General features: G+C 51.4%; 14 protein-coding genes and 3 tRNA genes. All 17 read left to right on the top strand.

Features of this window, described 5'->3' with window-relative positions:
• Positions 1-194: 194 nt before the first annotated feature.
• A complete protein-coding gene (thrC, locus tag H503_RS0101815; RefSeq protein ID WP_016459656.1) occupies positions 195-1,697 on the top strand; it encodes a threonine synthase in 1,503 nt (500 codons plus the stop codon).
• A 567-nt stretch (positions 1,698-2,264) separates the two neighbouring features.
• The gene (locus H503_RS0101810; RefSeq protein ID WP_026385401.1) at positions 2,265-3,770 is read left to right on the top strand and encodes a 4Fe-4S dicluster domain-containing protein; all 1,506 of its coding nucleotides are present in this window, start codon (positions 2,265-2,267) and stop codon (positions 3,768-3,770) included.
• A gap of 55 nt (positions 3,771-3,825) precedes the next feature.
• Positions 3,826-4,557, top strand: coding sequence for a YebC/PmpR family DNA-binding transcriptional regulator (locus H503_RS0101805; protein ID WP_009016298.1), 732 nt, complete (start codon positions 3,826-3,828; stop codon positions 4,555-4,557).
• Positions 4,558-4,641: 84 nt separating this feature from the next.
• Positions 4,642-5,139, top strand: coding sequence for a crossover junction endodeoxyribonuclease RuvC (gene ruvC / locus H503_RS0101800; protein WP_009016299.1), 498 nt, complete (start codon positions 4,642-4,644; stop codon positions 5,137-5,139).
• Positions 5,136-5,741: a Holliday junction branch migration protein RuvA gene (gene ruvA / locus H503_RS0101795; protein WP_009016300.1), complete on the top strand. Its 606-nt coding sequence runs from the start codon at positions 5,136-5,138 to the stop codon at positions 5,739-5,741. The genes ruvC and ruvA overlap by 4 nt, the downstream gene beginning before the upstream one ends.
• Before the next feature lie 3 nt (positions 5,742-5,744).
• On the top strand, positions 5,745-6,752 hold the full coding sequence (gene ruvB / locus H503_RS0101790; protein WP_009016301.1) for a Holliday junction branch migration DNA helicase RuvB: 1,008 nt from the start codon (positions 5,745-5,747) through the stop codon (positions 6,750-6,752).
• Positions 6,753-6,754: 2 nt separating this feature from the next.
• Positions 6,755-7,333, top strand: a complete 579-nt coding sequence (locus H503_RS0101785) for an epoxyqueuosine reductase QueH (protein WP_016459655.1) — start codon at positions 6,755-6,757, stop codon at positions 7,331-7,333.
• Complete coding sequence (locus H503_RS0101780; protein ID WP_014128297.1) at positions 7,330-8,652, top strand: SpoIID/LytB domain-containing protein; 1,323 nt, start codon at positions 7,330-7,332, stop codon at positions 8,650-8,652. The genes H503_RS0101785 and H503_RS0101780 overlap by 4 nt, the downstream gene beginning before the upstream one ends.
• A 169-nt stretch (positions 8,653-8,821) precedes the next feature.
• Positions 8,822-9,841, top strand: a complete 1,020-nt coding sequence (gene queA / locus H503_RS0101775; protein WP_009016304.1) for a tRNA preQ1(34) S-adenosylmethionine ribosyltransferase-isomerase QueA — start codon at positions 8,822-8,824, stop codon at positions 9,839-9,841.
• 13 nt (positions 9,842-9,854) lie between these two features.
• Positions 9,855-10,979, top strand: coding sequence for a tRNA guanosine(34) transglycosylase Tgt (tgt, locus tag H503_RS0101770; protein ID WP_009016305.1), 1,125 nt, complete (start codon positions 9,855-9,857; stop codon positions 10,977-10,979).
• 7 nt (positions 10,980-10,986) lie between these two features.
• The gene (gene yajC, locus H503_RS0101765) at positions 10,987-11,370 is read left to right on the top strand and encodes a preprotein translocase subunit YajC (RefSeq protein WP_009016306.1); all 384 of its coding nucleotides are present in this window, start codon (positions 10,987-10,989) and stop codon (positions 11,368-11,370) included.
• Position 11,371: 1 nt separating this feature from the next.
• Entirely contained in the window at positions 11,372-11,938 is a 567-nt protein-coding gene (locus tag H503_RS0101760) for a 5-formyltetrahydrofolate cyclo-ligase (protein ID WP_009016307.1), read from the top strand.
• A 135-nt stretch (positions 11,939-12,073) separates the two neighbouring features.
• Entirely contained in the window at positions 12,074-13,312 is a 1,239-nt protein-coding gene (gene secD / locus H503_RS0101755) for a protein translocase subunit SecD (protein ID WP_016459654.1), read from the top strand.
• Positions 13,309-14,196: a protein translocase subunit SecF gene (gene secF / locus H503_RS0101750; RefSeq protein WP_014128298.1), complete on the top strand. Its 888-nt coding sequence runs from the start codon at positions 13,309-13,311 to the stop codon at positions 14,194-14,196. The genes secD and secF overlap by 4 nt, the downstream gene beginning before the upstream one ends.
• A 214-nt stretch (positions 14,197-14,410) precedes the next feature.
• A tRNA-Lys gene (locus tag H503_RS0101745) sits at positions 14,411-14,486 on the top strand.
• An 8-nt stretch (positions 14,487-14,494) separates the two neighbouring features.
• Positions 14,495-14,569: transfer RNA gene (locus H503_RS0101740), tRNA-Glu, on the top strand.
• Between the two features lie 8 nt (positions 14,570-14,577).
• A tRNA-Val gene (locus tag H503_RS0101735) sits at positions 14,578-14,653 on the top strand.
• Positions 14,654-14,666 lie beyond the last annotated feature (13 nt).

Genomic DNA, 14,666 nt, shown 5'->3' with positions numbered 1-14,666 from the left:
AGCAAAGGAAGGCCCCTGTTAAAAGCAAAAAAGCGGGGACGATGCCATCCTTTATGAATGAGGCCCTCAGATGGCCCTGGGCGTTCTTTGGAGCAGGAACGGAAAAAAATGACTGTTACTCATCAGACACGATGCTTGCGCATCGAATTTGACTATGCTATGATACGAATACGAAAGCAGAAGTGGAGGGGACTATGTTATACGTAAGTACAAGAGGTAAAACAGATATGGTGAGCTCTGCCCACGCTATTTCCAGTGGGCTGGCCAAAGACGGCGGTCTTTTTGTGCCCCGGGATTTTCCTCCTGTGGCCCTTGCTGAGATCGATGCCATGAAGGGTAAGCCTTATGGCGACCGTGCCGTACAGATCCTTTCCCGGTACCTGACGGATTTTTCGGAGGAGGAACTTCGGGAATGTGTTTCAGCTGCTTACAGCAAAGAAAAGTTTGGCGGTTTTGCAGCGCCGCTTCATCTTCTCAAAAAGGATACTGATATTCTGGAACTATGGCATGGTCCAACGAGTGCCTTTAAGGATATGGCACTCCAGATCCTGCCTCATTTCCTTACGAGAGCCGTCCGCAAGACGGGCGAACAAAAAAAGAGCGTGATTCTCGTTGCGACAAGCGGCGATACGGGAAAAGCGGCTATGGCCGGATTCAGTGATGTGCCGGATACAGAAGTCATCGTCTTTTATCCCCATGGCGGGGTCAGCGATGCCCAGCGCCTGCAGATGACGACGCAGCGGGGGAATAATGTCCATGCTGTTGCGGTTGAAGGCAATTTTGATGATGCCCAGACTGGGGTCAAATTGCTTTTTGGCAAAGCGGAGCTTGCAGCTGAGCTGAAGGAGCAAGGCTGCGCTTTTTCTTCTGCAAATTCCATCAACTGGGGCCGCTTGGTGCCGCAGATCGTCTATTATTTCAGCGCCTATGCCGATGCTGTGGAAAAGGGACGTATCCAAAATGGTACGGAAATCGTCTTTTCTGTTCCCACGGGCAACTTCGGTGATATTCTTGCCGGCTACTATGCCAAGCTCATGGGCCTGCCAGTGAAGAAGTTCATCTGCGCGTCAAACAGCAACAATGTCCTGACCGATTTCATCAACACGGGGACCTATGATCGGAACCGCGAGTTTCATCGAACCATTTCCCCGTCTATGGACATCCTTGTTTCAAGTAACTTGGAACGGCTCCTTTATGAAAAGACCGAGCATAACTCTGAGAAAATCAACGAGTGGATGGATGCCCTCCAGGAAAAAGGCGCCTATTCCATTGGACGTGATATCCAGGATGCCGTTGTCAGTGACTTCTTTGGGGCTTGGATCGATGAAATCGAAACCCAGGAAACAATTAGTGATGTCTTCAATAACTATGGCTATGTCCTTGATCCCCATTCAGCTGTTGCCTATAAGGCCCTACAGAAGTATCGCCTCATGACCAGCGACGAGACGTACGGCATTGTCCTTTCAACGGCCAGCCCGTTCAAGTTCAGCGATGTGGTCCTGCGGGCCCTTTATCCTGATGACTATGAAGGCAAGGTCCTGACGGCTTTTGAGGCCATGGATGAGCTGAGCCAAAAGGCTCGAATCGACATTCCGCAGGGCCTCAAGGAACTGCGCGGCCTGCCGGAACGGGAAAGCGATATCGTGGCCCCGGGCGAAATGGAAAAGGAAGTCAAGAAGATTCTTGCCATTGACTAAGATAAGAACGATAAGAGACTGTGAAAAATGAACCATCATTTTTCGCAGTCTTTTTTGCCTGTTACAAAGTGCAGCTAAGTAGGGTGGGGCCGTCTCTTATTTTTTACTCGGAAGCACAAATCGCTCCAATTCGATGGAGTTAGGGACCTTCTTTGCTTGGAAAAAGAGTCTTTTGAGAGCCAGGAAGGCATGGCGATTCGTAAGAAGTCCCGTACCACAATCCAAATTGTGAAGACGCCTGAAACAATCCCGCTGTCGGTCGGGCCGCTCCTAGGACTTTACGGATTGCAGAAGCCCCTGTTTCGCCTACGTCCATAAAGGAATTAAATAGTGGAGGCAAGAATTTGTGGGAAATTGGTATGTATTTTGCGCCGAGCCTGATACTGCCCCTATCTGTCCACACTGAATAGACAAATAATTCTAACAATGGATAGGCAATAATGACTATTAATTTGTAAATTTTGTTGCATTTTTACGAGGATTTTATGGTTTTGAGGCTTATTTTTTTAGCTGAAGTATGATATCATAGTGTCCATAGATTTTAAACATATGATGAAGGGGTATCAAATGGAAGTCACTCAAATTACGCAAATCAGACGGAAAGTCCTGACCATGCTCTCGAAGATGGCCTATGATGGGAATCTGCCAGACCATGTCTACGACATCCTCCAGATCGTCCAAGAGGATTCGCCGCGTCTGCGCTGCTGCGTTCACAAGGAACGGGCCGTTTTGAAGGAACGCATCAACGTAGCCTTAGGTCTTGATACGGACCTGAATATCATTGAAGCTGCCAAAAAGGCCGTTTCGGAACCGGTTGACCGCACGCAGCATGTCATTGCCGTCCTGCCGGAAGGCTGCTCGGCCTGCCCGGTGAATAAGTACATGATTACGGATGTCTGCCGCCGGTGTCTGACCCATCGCTGCATGAATGGCTGCCCGAAAAAGGCCATTTCCGTATATCAGGGCCGTGCCCATATTGATTATGATGTATGTGTTGAATGCGGCAACTGCAAACGGGCCTGCCCTTATGGCGCTGTCGTTGAAATCTCCCGTCCCTGTGAAAATGCCTGCAAGGTCCACGCCCTTCATATGGGGGCTGACAAAAAGGCGGAAATCGATAAAAATGTCTGTGTGGAATGCGGTGCCTGCCGTGGGGCTTGCCCCTTCGGCGCCATCGAGGAACGGAGCCACATTGTACAGCTTATCCAGGACCTCAAGGCTGAAAATCGCAGCGTCTATGCGCTTTTGGCGCCCTCTTTTGTCGGTCAGTTCGGGCTCAAGGTCTCTCCCGGTCAGATCAAAAAAGCCTGCCGCATGCTGGGCTTTACGCAAGTCAAGGAAGTTGCCGTTGGGGCAGATATGACGGTCATTTCAGAAGCTGAGGAATACGTGGAAAAGGTGGAGCACGGCGACCAGAAACTCTTGACAAGTTCCTGCTGCCCTGCTTTTGTGGCAACGGTCAAGCGTCATGCTCCGGCCCTTGCTGACTGCATCTCCGATACGGTTTCCCCGATGGTGGCCCGCAGCAAGGCTGTAAAACACAATGATCCTGGTGCCATCACGGTCTTTGTCGGTCCCTGCATTGCAAAGAAAGTCGAAGCCCGCGAGCATCCGGATGAAATCGATTATTCCCTGACTTTTGAGGAATTAAAGTGCATGATGGACAGCCAAGGAATCAACCCGGCTGAACTGGAAGCCGAGGACTTCCAGCCTGATTCTTCCGCTGATGGATGCAGCTTCCCTCAGGAAGCCGGCGTCAGTAAGGCCGTGAACGACTATACGGAAAAATTCCATGACATCACGGTAAACAGCCACTATTGCAATGGTCTGGAAGAATGTCTCAAAGCACTCAAGGATTACCAGGATGGCAAGCTTGACATCAAATATCTAGAAGGTATGGCCTGTGTCAAGGGCTGTCTCAATGGTCTGGGATCACTCACGGAACCGGGGCTTACGCGTGTTCTTCTCAAACGCTTTGCTGACACAACGAAGGTCAAATGTGCCGGCGACAACGATTTTGCCCAGAACGAAGTCAAGCATGTTGACATGGAACGCGTCTATTTGCGCAAATAAGCGCTTTGTGATAGAATAGGCGGGTAGTACACAGTTTTGTTGGGAGGAATTCAGTATGTCCGGACACTCCAAGTGGGCCAATATAAAGTTCAAAAAAGGAAAGGCCGACGCCTTGCGCGGCAAGATCAACACGAAAATCGGCCGTGAAATCACCATTGCTGTCAAGATGGGCGGCTCCGATCCAACGGGCAATATGCGCTTGAAGCTGGCCCTTTCCAAGGCCAAAGCCAATAACATCCCGAAAGAAAACATCAAGCGCGCCATCGCCAAAGGCGAAGGGACGACAGAAGGATCGAACTACGAAGAGATTACCTATGAAGGATACGGTCCTGCCGGCGTTGCCATTATGATCAGCGCTCTGACGGATAACCGCAATCGTACAGCTGCCGATGTGCGTCATGTCTTTTCCAAGGGCGGCAATATGGGTGAATCTGGTTGTGTAAGCTGGATGTTCAAGAACAAAGGCCTTTTCACCATCGAAAAGGAAGGCGCTCCGGCTGAGGACGAAGTGATGGAAATTGCGCTCGAAGCGGGTGCCGAGGACATGGAAACCAACGATGATACCTATGTCATTACGACCGCTCCGGAAGATTATGATGCTGTGGAACAGGCCCTTGCTGACCACAATATCAACGTTGCCATGAGCGAACTGTCCTTGATTCCTGACAATACCATTGCCGTTACCGGTGAGGATGCAGAAAAAGTACAGAAAATGATCGACAGCTTTGATGAACTCGACGATGTGCAGGATGTGTACACCAACGCAGATCTGCCTGACGAGGAATAAGCTTGGATTTGGGCCGGCCGTCTGGGACTACCAGGGCCGGCTTGTTTGTTATATAAGGAAATGGATTGTGATCAAGGAGGCCCCATGTTAGCACTCGGAATCGATCCGGGGACCGCGATCTGCGGTTACGGTCTGGTGAAATTGGAACGAAGCCGGCTCATTCCCATCCATTACGGATCCATCCTGACCGATAAGGATATGCTGCCGGAAAAACGGCTCCAGATCATCTATGAAGCCTTGACCGGCCTCATCAAGGAGTATAAGCCGGATTTCATGAGCGTAGAAAAGCTCTTTTTTAACCGCAATGTCACAACGGCCATTGCAGTTGGACAGGCCCGCGGCGTCATCGTCCTGTCAGCGGCCATGGCCGATCTGCCGGTTTATGAATATACACCGATCCAGATCAAACAGGCCATTACGGGCACGGGCCGGGCCGATAAGAAACAGGTGACCTATATGGTCATGAAGCTGCTCCACTTAACGGAAGAACCGAAACCGGATGATACAGCAGATGCCCTTGCGATTGCCATTACAGGCCTTAATTTTGTCCGCGAAAAAGATCTTATGGAGAAACTCAAATGATTGGATTTATCAAAGGACGCGTCGATACGATTGGAAGCAATTATGCATTCGTTGAAACCCAAGGTGTCGGCTACCGCATCTACATGAACACATCGGATTTGGGACGCATGGTCCTTGATGATAAGGTCAAGGTCTATACGTACCTTGCCGTCCGGGAAGATGCCCTGACCCTTTACGGCTTTCTTTCCCAGGAGGCCTATGGTCTTTTTACAAAGCTCATTACGGTAAGCGGCATTGGCCCGAAGGTGGCACAAGGAATCCTTTCCGCGTCAAAGGTGGACGATTTCCTGCTTGCCATCAAGAATCGGGATGTGAAATTCCTGACCAAGCTTCCAGGCATTGGAAAAAAGACGGCAGAACGCATGCTCTTGGAGCTAAAGGACCTGACGGGACCAGAAGGCCCGCTGCCCGAATCAAATGGAGGCTTCCTCGCTCCAGAAGGCCCAGCTTCTGCCCTGACGGAAACCATGGAGGCGCTTGCTTCCTTAGGGTACACCCAAAATGAAATCTCAGGCGTCATGAACCGCATCAAGGTGACGGCGGACATGTCAGCGGAGGACCTGCTCAAAAAGGCCCTCCAGGTCATGGCAAGGAGGGGATAAGCTGTGGAAGAAGATCAGCGCATCATTGCCGGCGGTGAGCAGGTTCAGGATGGCTGGCAGTACAGTCTCCGGCCGCGCAGGCTCCAGGAATATATTGGTCAGGAAAAGGTCAAAGAGAATATGACCGTCTTCATTCAGGCTGCCCTCAAACGCCGGGAAGCCTTGGATCATGTCCTGCTTTATGGACCGCCTGGCCTTGGCAAGACGACCCTTGCCAACATCATCGCAAACGAATTGGGCGTCAATATCCGGATTACCAGCGGACCTGCCTTGGAACGGCAGGGGGACCTAGCCGCTATTTTGACCAATCTGGACGAAAGCGAAGTGCTTTTTATCGATGAAATCCACCGCCTGCCCAAGACCGTGGAAGAAATTCTTTATTCGGCTATGGAAGACTACGCCCTTGATATCATCATCGGCAAGGGCCCTGCTGCCCGCAGTGTGCGCCTTGACCTGCCGCGCTTTACTCTCATTGGGGCGACAACGCGTATGGGAAGCGTGGCAGCTCCGCTGCGGGACCGCTTTGGTGTCATCTGCCATCTGGAATTTTACACGGCCGAGGAACTCCAGATCATTGTGGAACGGGCAGCGGAAATCCTGAACGTCAAGATTGACCATGAAGGAGCTTATGAAATCGGACGGCGCAGCAGGGGTACGCCCCGTGTAGCCAATCGCCTCCTGAAACGGGTCCGGGATTTTGCCGAAGTGGCCGGGGCGGACACGATTACCAAGGAAATCTGCAGGAAGACCATGGAGCGACTTGAAATCGACGACTTGGGCCTTGACCGCAGTGACCGGCGCCTGCTTACGAAGCTTGTCAAGGATTTTGGCGGCCGTCCTGTCGGTGTCGATACCCTGGCTGCTTCGTTAAATGAGGAATCAGAGACGTTAGAAGATGTCTACGAGCCTTACCTCATGCAGCTGGGCATGCTCCAGCGGACCCCTAAAGGCCGTCAGGCAACAGCGGCGGCATATCGTTATCTTGGAATTGCCTATCCGGAAGGAAGATGACCATGAATATCCTGCTTCATGCCTGCTGCGGTCCCTGTTCCTGCTATCCAACAAAGGAACTGACGGCTGAAGGGCATACCTTTACGATGTATTACTTCAATCCCAATATCCACCCTTACAAAGAATTCAAGCGGCGCCTCAATACGCTTCGTGAATTTTGTGAGGCCCGTCATTATCCCCTCGTAGCGGATAAGAGCTATCCTCTGGAAGATACGCTTCGGGGCATGCTCAGTGAACCGACTGTGCGCTGTGCTTACTGCTATCGCGTGCGTCTTGAAATGGCCGCCCGCTACGCCAAGGAACATGGCTTCGATGCGTTTTCCACGACCCTTCTCGTAAGCCCTTACCAAAAGCATGACCTCATCCGCAGAACCGCCGAAGAAGCGGCTGCGCGGTTTGAGATTCCCTTCTATTATGAAGATTTTCGTACGGGGTATGAAGAAGGCGTTGAAATCAGTCTCGATCTTGATCTTTACCGTCAGCCGTATTGTGGCTGCATCTTTAGCGAACGGGATCGCTATGAGATTCGCAAGCGGAAGAAAAACATTCCCGAAATCATGGCAAAGGACGCGGGGCGATGAAGATGAAAAAGATCCTGACCGCTTTTTTTCTCGCCGTTATGCTGCTTTTTTCCCTAAGTGCTTCGGCCGCTTCCCTAGGTCCTAAGATCCGGGTTGGCCTGGTCGTGGATCAGTATTCGGCAGAACTGAGTTCTGCTGGAAAAATAACGGTCATTGATGGACGGGGAAAGAAGGTCACCCTGTCACCAGGGCGGCATTTCATCTCCGTCAAGGGCGGACGTTTTTATGCCGATAAGAAAAAGCTTTCTGGCGGCAATCTTTCTTTTGTGGCCCAAAATGCCAGTCAGCCCGTCCTTGTGAACCGGAAGAAATACCGCGGGGCCTTGACGGCGGTCATGACCCGTGAAAAAAAGCGCCTTACCATTGTCAACGCGCTTCCCGTGGAGGAATATCTTTATGGGGTGGTGGCTAAGGAAGTCATTCCTTTGTGGCCTGATGAAGCCATCAAGGCCCAGGCCGTTGCTGCCCGCAGCTTTGCTCTCTACCATTTGGATCATCCCCAGTATGAAGGGTTTGATATCAAGGCGACGGACCAAGGACAGGTCTATGGCGGTATCGAAGCTGAGCATCCCAATACGACAAAACTCGTCAAGGCAACGCGCGGCGTGACGGCTGTTTATGACGGGGAGCCCATCCAAGCCTTTTTCCACAGTACGAGCGGCGGTTATACAGAAGCGGCCGTAAATGTCTGGGGAAAGGATATCCCTTATCTTCAGGCCGTCAAGGATGATGACAAGGATTCTCCCAACTACAGCTGGACCAAGAGCTTTACGGAGGCTCAGCTCGAACGGACGCTGAAACAGGGCGGCTATGACATTGGCAAGCTGCAGGGCATCCGTCTCCTGCCACTGGGAAAAGCGCCCATGAAGTGGTCCAGTGATCGCGGTACCAGCGGCCGGGTCAAACGGATGACCTTCAAGGGCAGCCGCCGTGACGTAACCCTCACGGGCAGCCAGGTGAGATCTTTATTGGGCCTTAACAGCACTCTTTTTGAGGTAACCATCGGAACGGATGAACCTGACTCCATCGATGTGTCCATCAAGAATGCCTATGGTTATGAAGTGGGCCGCAAGAAGATCCCCATCGACAAGAAGACTCGCCAAGGCATGGGAACGAAGGTTGGGGACCTGCGCTTATTTGCCGGGGTCAAGGACGAAAAGGTCTTTTTTGTCGGCGGCGGTTGGGGACACGGTGTGGGACTCAGCCAGTGGGGCGCCCGCGGTATGGCCCTTGAAAAGAGTGCCCGTCGGAAAAAGGATTATTATAAGACCATTCTCCGGCACTATTATCGGGGCATTTACCTTGAAGAACGTTACTGAGCCTTACGGCCATGGATGAACCAACGCAAAAAAGCGTCTTCTTTTTGCCTATCATTTTTGACCGTCCAGCCCATTCCTGATACAATGGAGGCTGGACGGAACTATTTTCTGCCTGATTGATGAATCAAACAAACGGGGAGGCCCAGGGCCGAGCCATGAAGGAGTTAATATGGAAGTTACTGATTTTGATTATGATCTGCCCAAGGAGCTCATTGCGCAAACACCGATTGAACCAAGGGATGCTTCGCGTCTGCTTGTCATGGATAAAAAGACAGGTGCATTGGAACACCGCCATTTTTATAACCTTCCTGAATACCTAAGACCGGGTGATGTCCTTGTCTTCAATGATACCCGCGTTATGCCGGCGCGTCTGCACGGGACAAAGACGACAGGCGCCCATGTTGAAGTCTTTTTGCTTACGCGAAAAAACAATACGGATTGGGAAGTCCTTGTGAAACCAGGGAAAAAACTCCAGGAAGGGGCGGAAATCATCTTCAGTGATGAACTTTCCTGCACCATCCTTGAAAAAACGGATTTTGGGGGCCGTATTGCCCGTTTTCGCTTTGACGGTGTTTTTGAGGAAATCCTGGACCGCTTGGGAGAAACACCGCTGCCGCCATATATCCATGAAAAACTCAAGGATAAGGAACGCTACCAGACCGTGTATAACCGGGAGCTTGGAAGCGCCGCGGCGCCGACGGCGGGCCTTCACTTTACTAAGGAATTGATGCAAAAAATCAAGGAGATGGGCGTTGAAGAAGTTTTTGTGACCTTGAATGTTGGCCTTGGAACATTCCGCCCTGTCAGTGAGGAACGCATTGAGGACCATGAAATGCATAGTGAGTTCTATACGGTTTCCCCTGAAGCAGCCGCTGCCTTGAACCGGGCCAAGAAAGAGGGCCGGCGCATCATTGCCGTCGGCACGACGAGTGTCCGCACCTTGGAATCGGCGGGAGCAAGCGGCACCATGGTGCCCGGCGGCAACTGGACCAAGATTTTTATCTATCCGGGCTTTAAGTTCCATTTCGTCGATGCCCTTGTCACCAATTTCCACCTTCCCCAGAGTACGCTCATCATGCTGGTTTCGGCTCTTTCGAGTCGGGAGAACATCCTTCATGCCTATGGGGAAGCGGTGAAGGAAAAATATCGTTTCTTCAGTTTTGGCGACGCCATGTTCATCAAAGATTGATAAAGGAGTCTTTATGCACGCTGTTTACTTCGAACTCATCAAGGAAGATCCCCGGAGCGGTGCCCGCTTGGGCAAGCTTCATACGCCTCACGGTACCTTTGATACCCCGATGTTCATGCCCGTTGGGACCCAGGCAACAGTCAAGACGCTTACGCCGGAAGAACTTTACGACATGAAAAGCCAAGTCATCCTGTCCAATACCTACCACCTGTTCCTGCGGCCTGGGACGGAGCTTATCCGTAAGGCCGGCGGCATCCACCGCTTCATGAACTATGAACGAGGCATGCTGACGGACAGCGGCGGCTTCCAGGTCTTTAGCCTTGGTGCCATCCGTAAGATTACGGAAGACGGGGTGACCTTCCGTTCCCATATTGATGGATCCAAGCAGTTCCTGAGTCCGGAAGTGGCCATGAAGGCCCAGGAAGACATCGGGGCCGACATCATCATGGCCTTTGATGAATGTATTCCTTATCCGGCTGATTTTGACTATGCCAAAAAGTCGACGGAGCGAACGACACGCTGGGCAAAGCGCTGTCTTGCCGCAAAGACGCGGGATGACCAAGGCCTGTTTGGCATCGTTCAAGGCGGTATGTACCCAGAACTGCGCAAGTACAGTGCCGAAGCCTTGTCAGAACTTGACTTTGCCGGCATGGCTATTGGCGGTCTCAGTGTCGGCGAGCCCCACGAGCTGATGTATGACATCTTGGGCAAGACGACACAGTACCTGCCGAAAAACAAGGCCCGTTATTTGATGGGCGTTGGCACGCCGGACTGCCTCGTGGAAGGGGTGAACCTAGGCGTCGATATGTTTGACTGTGTCTATCCGACGCGGGTCGCGCGCAATGGAACGGCTATGGTCCGGTCGGGGCGGCTCGTCCTCAAAAATCTTGAATTCAGGGAGGACTTCCGACCTATTGAAGAAGGCTGTGACTGCTATACCTGCCGTCACTTCTCAAGAGCCTACATCCGGCACCTTTTTAAATCGGAAGAACTTCTTGCCATGCGCCTTTTATCTATACATAATCTGCGTTTTCTGTTAAAATTTGCAGAGGACATGCGCAGTGCCATTGCTAATGATACGTTCCCTGAATTTAGGGCGGCGTTCTTAGACCAATACCAAAGAACCAGTAGGAGGTAAGTAAAAGATGGAAAACGTTGTACAAATGGCTTGGCCTTTTATCCTTATGGGTGTGATTTTCTATTTCATGATCTACCGCCCGCAGAAGCGTGATCAGAAAAAGCGCGCCAATATGCTCGATTCCCTGAAAGTGGGCACGCGGATTGTCACCATTGGCGGCATCTTTGGCGAAATTGCCAAGATCAAGGATGACCGCATCCGCATCAAGGTCGCGGAAGACGTTGAAATCTGGATTCGCCGCGCTGCTGTCGGGACCGTTATCACTACGGAACTGCAGAAGGCTGCAAAAGAAGAAAAATCAGAAGCAAAAGCAGAAGAAAAAGTAGAAGAAACCAAAGCAGACGCTGCTGAAGAGGCGAAGGAAACGGCTGCTTCCGAGGCTTCCAAATAAGATGGATAAGCGCACAGTCCGTAAGGAAGTCGAAGAAAGACGCGCCAGGCTCAATCAGCGCGAACTGAATAAGTTCAATAAAGAAATCAACAGCCACATTTCTGTGAGCCGCTTATTTCTAGAAGGAAAGGTCATTATGGGGTATCTTGCCATGGCAGGAAAGGAAGTTTCCGTCGACCAGGCGATGCAGACAGCCCTTAATATGGGAAAGACAGTCTGTGTCCCCCAGATCTTGGACCTTGATGGCCATATGCAGGCTGTTCGCCTTGTAACCTTAAAGAAACTGGCAAAGGATATGTATGGCATCCGTACTCCGCAGGAGCCGGTCGAGGTCATCAGCCCTGAGGATATTGACCTTATCCTTGTTCCTGGTGCGGCCTTTACGGAACACGGCGACCGCTTGGGAAAGGGCAAAGGATTCTATGATCGTTTCCTGCCCCGCTGCACGAAAGGGGTTGCCATGGGTGTTGCCAATGAGGTCCAGGTCCTTCCAGAACTGCCGACTCAGGCCCATGACTTCAAAATCCGCTATCTTGTGACGGAAAAAGCACTTAGGGTGTGTAAATAAGCCTCATAACAGGGGAGGGACCGCGCTCAACCGGAGCCATGAAAGGGCCTTGTGCCTTTTTGTGGGTCCCTTGTCTTTTTTCTTGGATGCCAGGCATCCGCAAAAATTTGCAATCCATCAAGGAGGAACTTTATCTTGCAGCAGAAAAATCGGATCAAGCTGATTGTGTCAGTGTTGGCCATTATCATCTGCTTTGCGCTCCTAGTCAAGCCTTTGGCGCTTTCTGTCAAACAGGGCCTTGACCTTCAGGGAGGGACCCATGTTGTCCTTCAAGCCGAAGATACACCGGAAGCCAAAGTTGATGATGATGCCATGAACCGTTCCATCAGCATCATTGAGCGCCGTGTCAACGAACTCGGCCTCACGGAACCGGTCATCCAGCGTCAGGGCCGGGACCGGATCATTGTTGAGCTCCCGGGCGTCAAGGACCCGGAACAGGCCATTGCCATGCTTGGCAAAACGGCTATGCTTGAATTCAAGGACATGGAAGGCAATACGGTCCTGACTGGTAAGGACCTGAAAGATTCCAAGGCAAGTGCCGATCAGTCGGGCCGTCCTGTCGTTACCCTTCAGTTCAATGAGGAAGGAGCCAAGAAGTTTGCCGAACTGACCGCAAAGAATGTAGGCAACCAGATTGCCATCCTGCTGGATGGCAAGGTCCTGACAGCGCCTCGTGTCAGTGAACCGATTACGGGCGGAAATGCCCAGATTACAGGTTCCCAAAATGCCCAGGAAGCTGAACATCTGGCTATCTTGCTCCGCAGTGGATCCCTTCCCATCAAGCTCGAAGTGGTGGAAAACCGCACCGTCGGTCCGACCTTGGGCCAGGATTCCAAGGATAAGAGCGTCAAGGCATTTGCCATTGGGGTTGCTGGCGTCTTTATCTTCATGCTGTTCTTTTACCGCCTGTCTGGGTTCATTGCTGACGTTGTGCTGCTTCTTTATACGCTCCTCGTCCTTGCCGTCATGAAAGGCCTCAATGCCACACTGACCCTTCCGGGAATCGCGGGGATCATTCTTTCCATTGGGATGGCGGTTGATGCCAACGTCCTTATCTTTGAACGCTTCAAGGAAGAACTGAAAGCGGGCAAGACCTTGCGCGCAGCCGTAAATGCCGGTTTTTCCCGTGCCTTTGTAACCATTATGGACTCCAATGTGACGACCATCATGGCCGCTGCCGTGCTGTTCTATCTTGGCACAGGCCCCATCCGTGGATTTGCCGTGACGTTGGCCTTAGGTGTCCTCATCAGTATGTTTACGGCCATTACGGTTACGAAGTTCATCTTGAACGCCTTGGTTGGCAGCCAATTTACGAAGAATCCTTTCTTCTATGGAGCCAGCCTTCCGAAAAAAGATAAGGAGGTGGAAAAATGAAGCACTTTTCCATTGTGAAAAAAGCGAAGGTCTTCTTTTCCATTTCCCTGATCTTCCTTTTGGTGGGCGTTGTGTCTATGCTCACAAGGGGCTTCAATCTCGGTATTGATTTCACGGGCGGCAGCATCATTGATGTGAAGTTCGAGAACCCTGTAACCGTAAGTGAGGTCCGTGATGTCCTTTCAGACCATAAGCTGGGCAGCAGTATCATCCAGTTGGGCAGTATGGATGGACAGCAAACCGAAGAAAGCCAGTCCGTCCTCATCCGTACGGGCATCATCAGTGATGACCAGCGCGTTGAGACCATGACGGACATGACTAATCGGCTGGGACCCAATGAGGTCCTGCGTGTGGAAAACGTCGGGGCCACGGTAGGCCGCGACCTTGTAAAATCGGCTATGGGCGCCGTTGCTCTCAGCTGGGTGCTCATGATCATCTACATCACGATCCGCTTTGAGCATAACTTTGCCTTTGCCGCCATTATCGCCCTTATCATCGACGTCATGGTCACGCTCAGTTGGTTCTCCCTTCTGCAGCTTGAAATGGATTCGTCCTTTGTGGCGGCGCTCCTTACGGTGGTTGGCTACTCCATTAACGGAACGATTGTTATTTTTGACCGGATCCGGGAAAACCTCCATACTCACCGCCGCAGCGAAAGCTTGGGGGATATGGTGGATAATTCAATCTGGCAGACGATGAACCGTTCCATCTATACGTCGGCGACGACCCTTTTTGCCGTCATTGCCATCTTCCTGTTTGGTGGGGAGACGATTCGGAACTTTTCTTTTGCTATGCTTGTTGGCTTTAGCAGTGGGTTCTATACGTCGACCTTCCTGGCTGGTCCCTTGTGGATCAAGCTGCGCAGCCGCGGCACTCACAAATAAATGAATCATAAAGCAGGGTATCGTTTCGTTTTTGGGGACGGTATCCTGTTTTCTTTTGAAAAGTCTCCTTTGAAGGGGAGGAGAAGGGACGTTTTGTCCATAGGGAATCCAGCAAGATCCTGTAAAATATTTTTCAAAAAAAGAAAAAAAGTACTTGCATAAAATGACCTCATGCTGTATTATATACGAGTAGTCACTTTTCAGTGACTGACGTGGTCCGCTAGCTCAGCTGGTAGAGCACCTGACTCTTAATCAGGGTGTCCAGAGTTCGATCCTCTGGCGGATCACCATTTTTTTTGGCCGGATGGTCAAGCGGTTAAGACACCGCCCTTTCACGGCGGTATCGGGGGTTCGATTCCCCCTCCGGTCACCAACTTTGATGGGCGCTTAGCTCAGCTGGGAGAGCGTCTGCCTTACAAGCAGAATGTCAGCAGTTCGATCCTGTTAGCGCCCACCAACTCCCGAGAATA

The sequence above is a fragment of the Acidaminococcus intestini DSM 21505 genome (assembly GCF_000425045.1).
Lineage (GTDB): Bacteria > Bacillota > Negativicutes > Acidaminococcales > Acidaminococcaceae > Acidaminococcus > Acidaminococcus intestini.
This window is presented reverse-complemented; position numbering and strand designations above follow the sequence as displayed.

Bases quoted from the DNA above. Each gene is read 5' to 3' on its own strand.
- thrC (WP_016459656.1), top strand. From the start codon at position 195: ATGTTATACGTAAGTACAAGAGGTAAAACAGATATGGTGAGCTCTGCC.
- H503_RS0101810 (WP_026385401.1), top strand. From the start codon at position 2,265: ATGGAAGTCACTCAAATTACGCAAATCAGACGGAAAGTCCTGACCATG.
- H503_RS0101805 (WP_009016298.1), top strand. From the start codon at position 3,826: ATGTCCGGACACTCCAAGTGGGCCAATATAAAGTTCAAAAAAGGAAAG.
- ruvC (WP_009016299.1), top strand. From the start codon at position 4,642: ATGTTAGCACTCGGAATCGATCCGGGGACCGCGATCTGCGGTTACGGT.
- ruvA (WP_009016300.1), top strand. From the start codon at position 5,136: ATGATTGGATTTATCAAAGGACGCGTCGATACGATTGGAAGCAATTAT.
- H503_RS0101785 (WP_016459655.1), top strand. From the start codon at position 6,755: ATGAATATCCTGCTTCATGCCTGCTGCGGTCCCTGTTCCTGCTATCCA.
- H503_RS0101780 (WP_014128297.1), top strand. From the start codon at position 7,330: ATGAAGATGAAAAAGATCCTGACCGCTTTTTTTCTCGCCGTTATGCTG.
- queA (WP_009016304.1), top strand. From the start codon at position 8,822: ATGGAAGTTACTGATTTTGATTATGATCTGCCCAAGGAGCTCATTGCG.
- tgt (WP_009016305.1), top strand. From the start codon at position 9,855: ATGCACGCTGTTTACTTCGAACTCATCAAGGAAGATCCCCGGAGCGGT.
- yajC (WP_009016306.1), top strand. From the start codon at position 10,987: ATGGAAAACGTTGTACAAATGGCTTGGCCTTTTATCCTTATGGGTGTG.
- H503_RS0101760 (WP_009016307.1), top strand. From the start codon at position 11,372: ATGGATAAGCGCACAGTCCGTAAGGAAGTCGAAGAAAGACGCGCCAGG.
- secF (WP_014128298.1), top strand. From the start codon at position 13,309: ATGAAGCACTTTTCCATTGTGAAAAAAGCGAAGGTCTTCTTTTCCATT.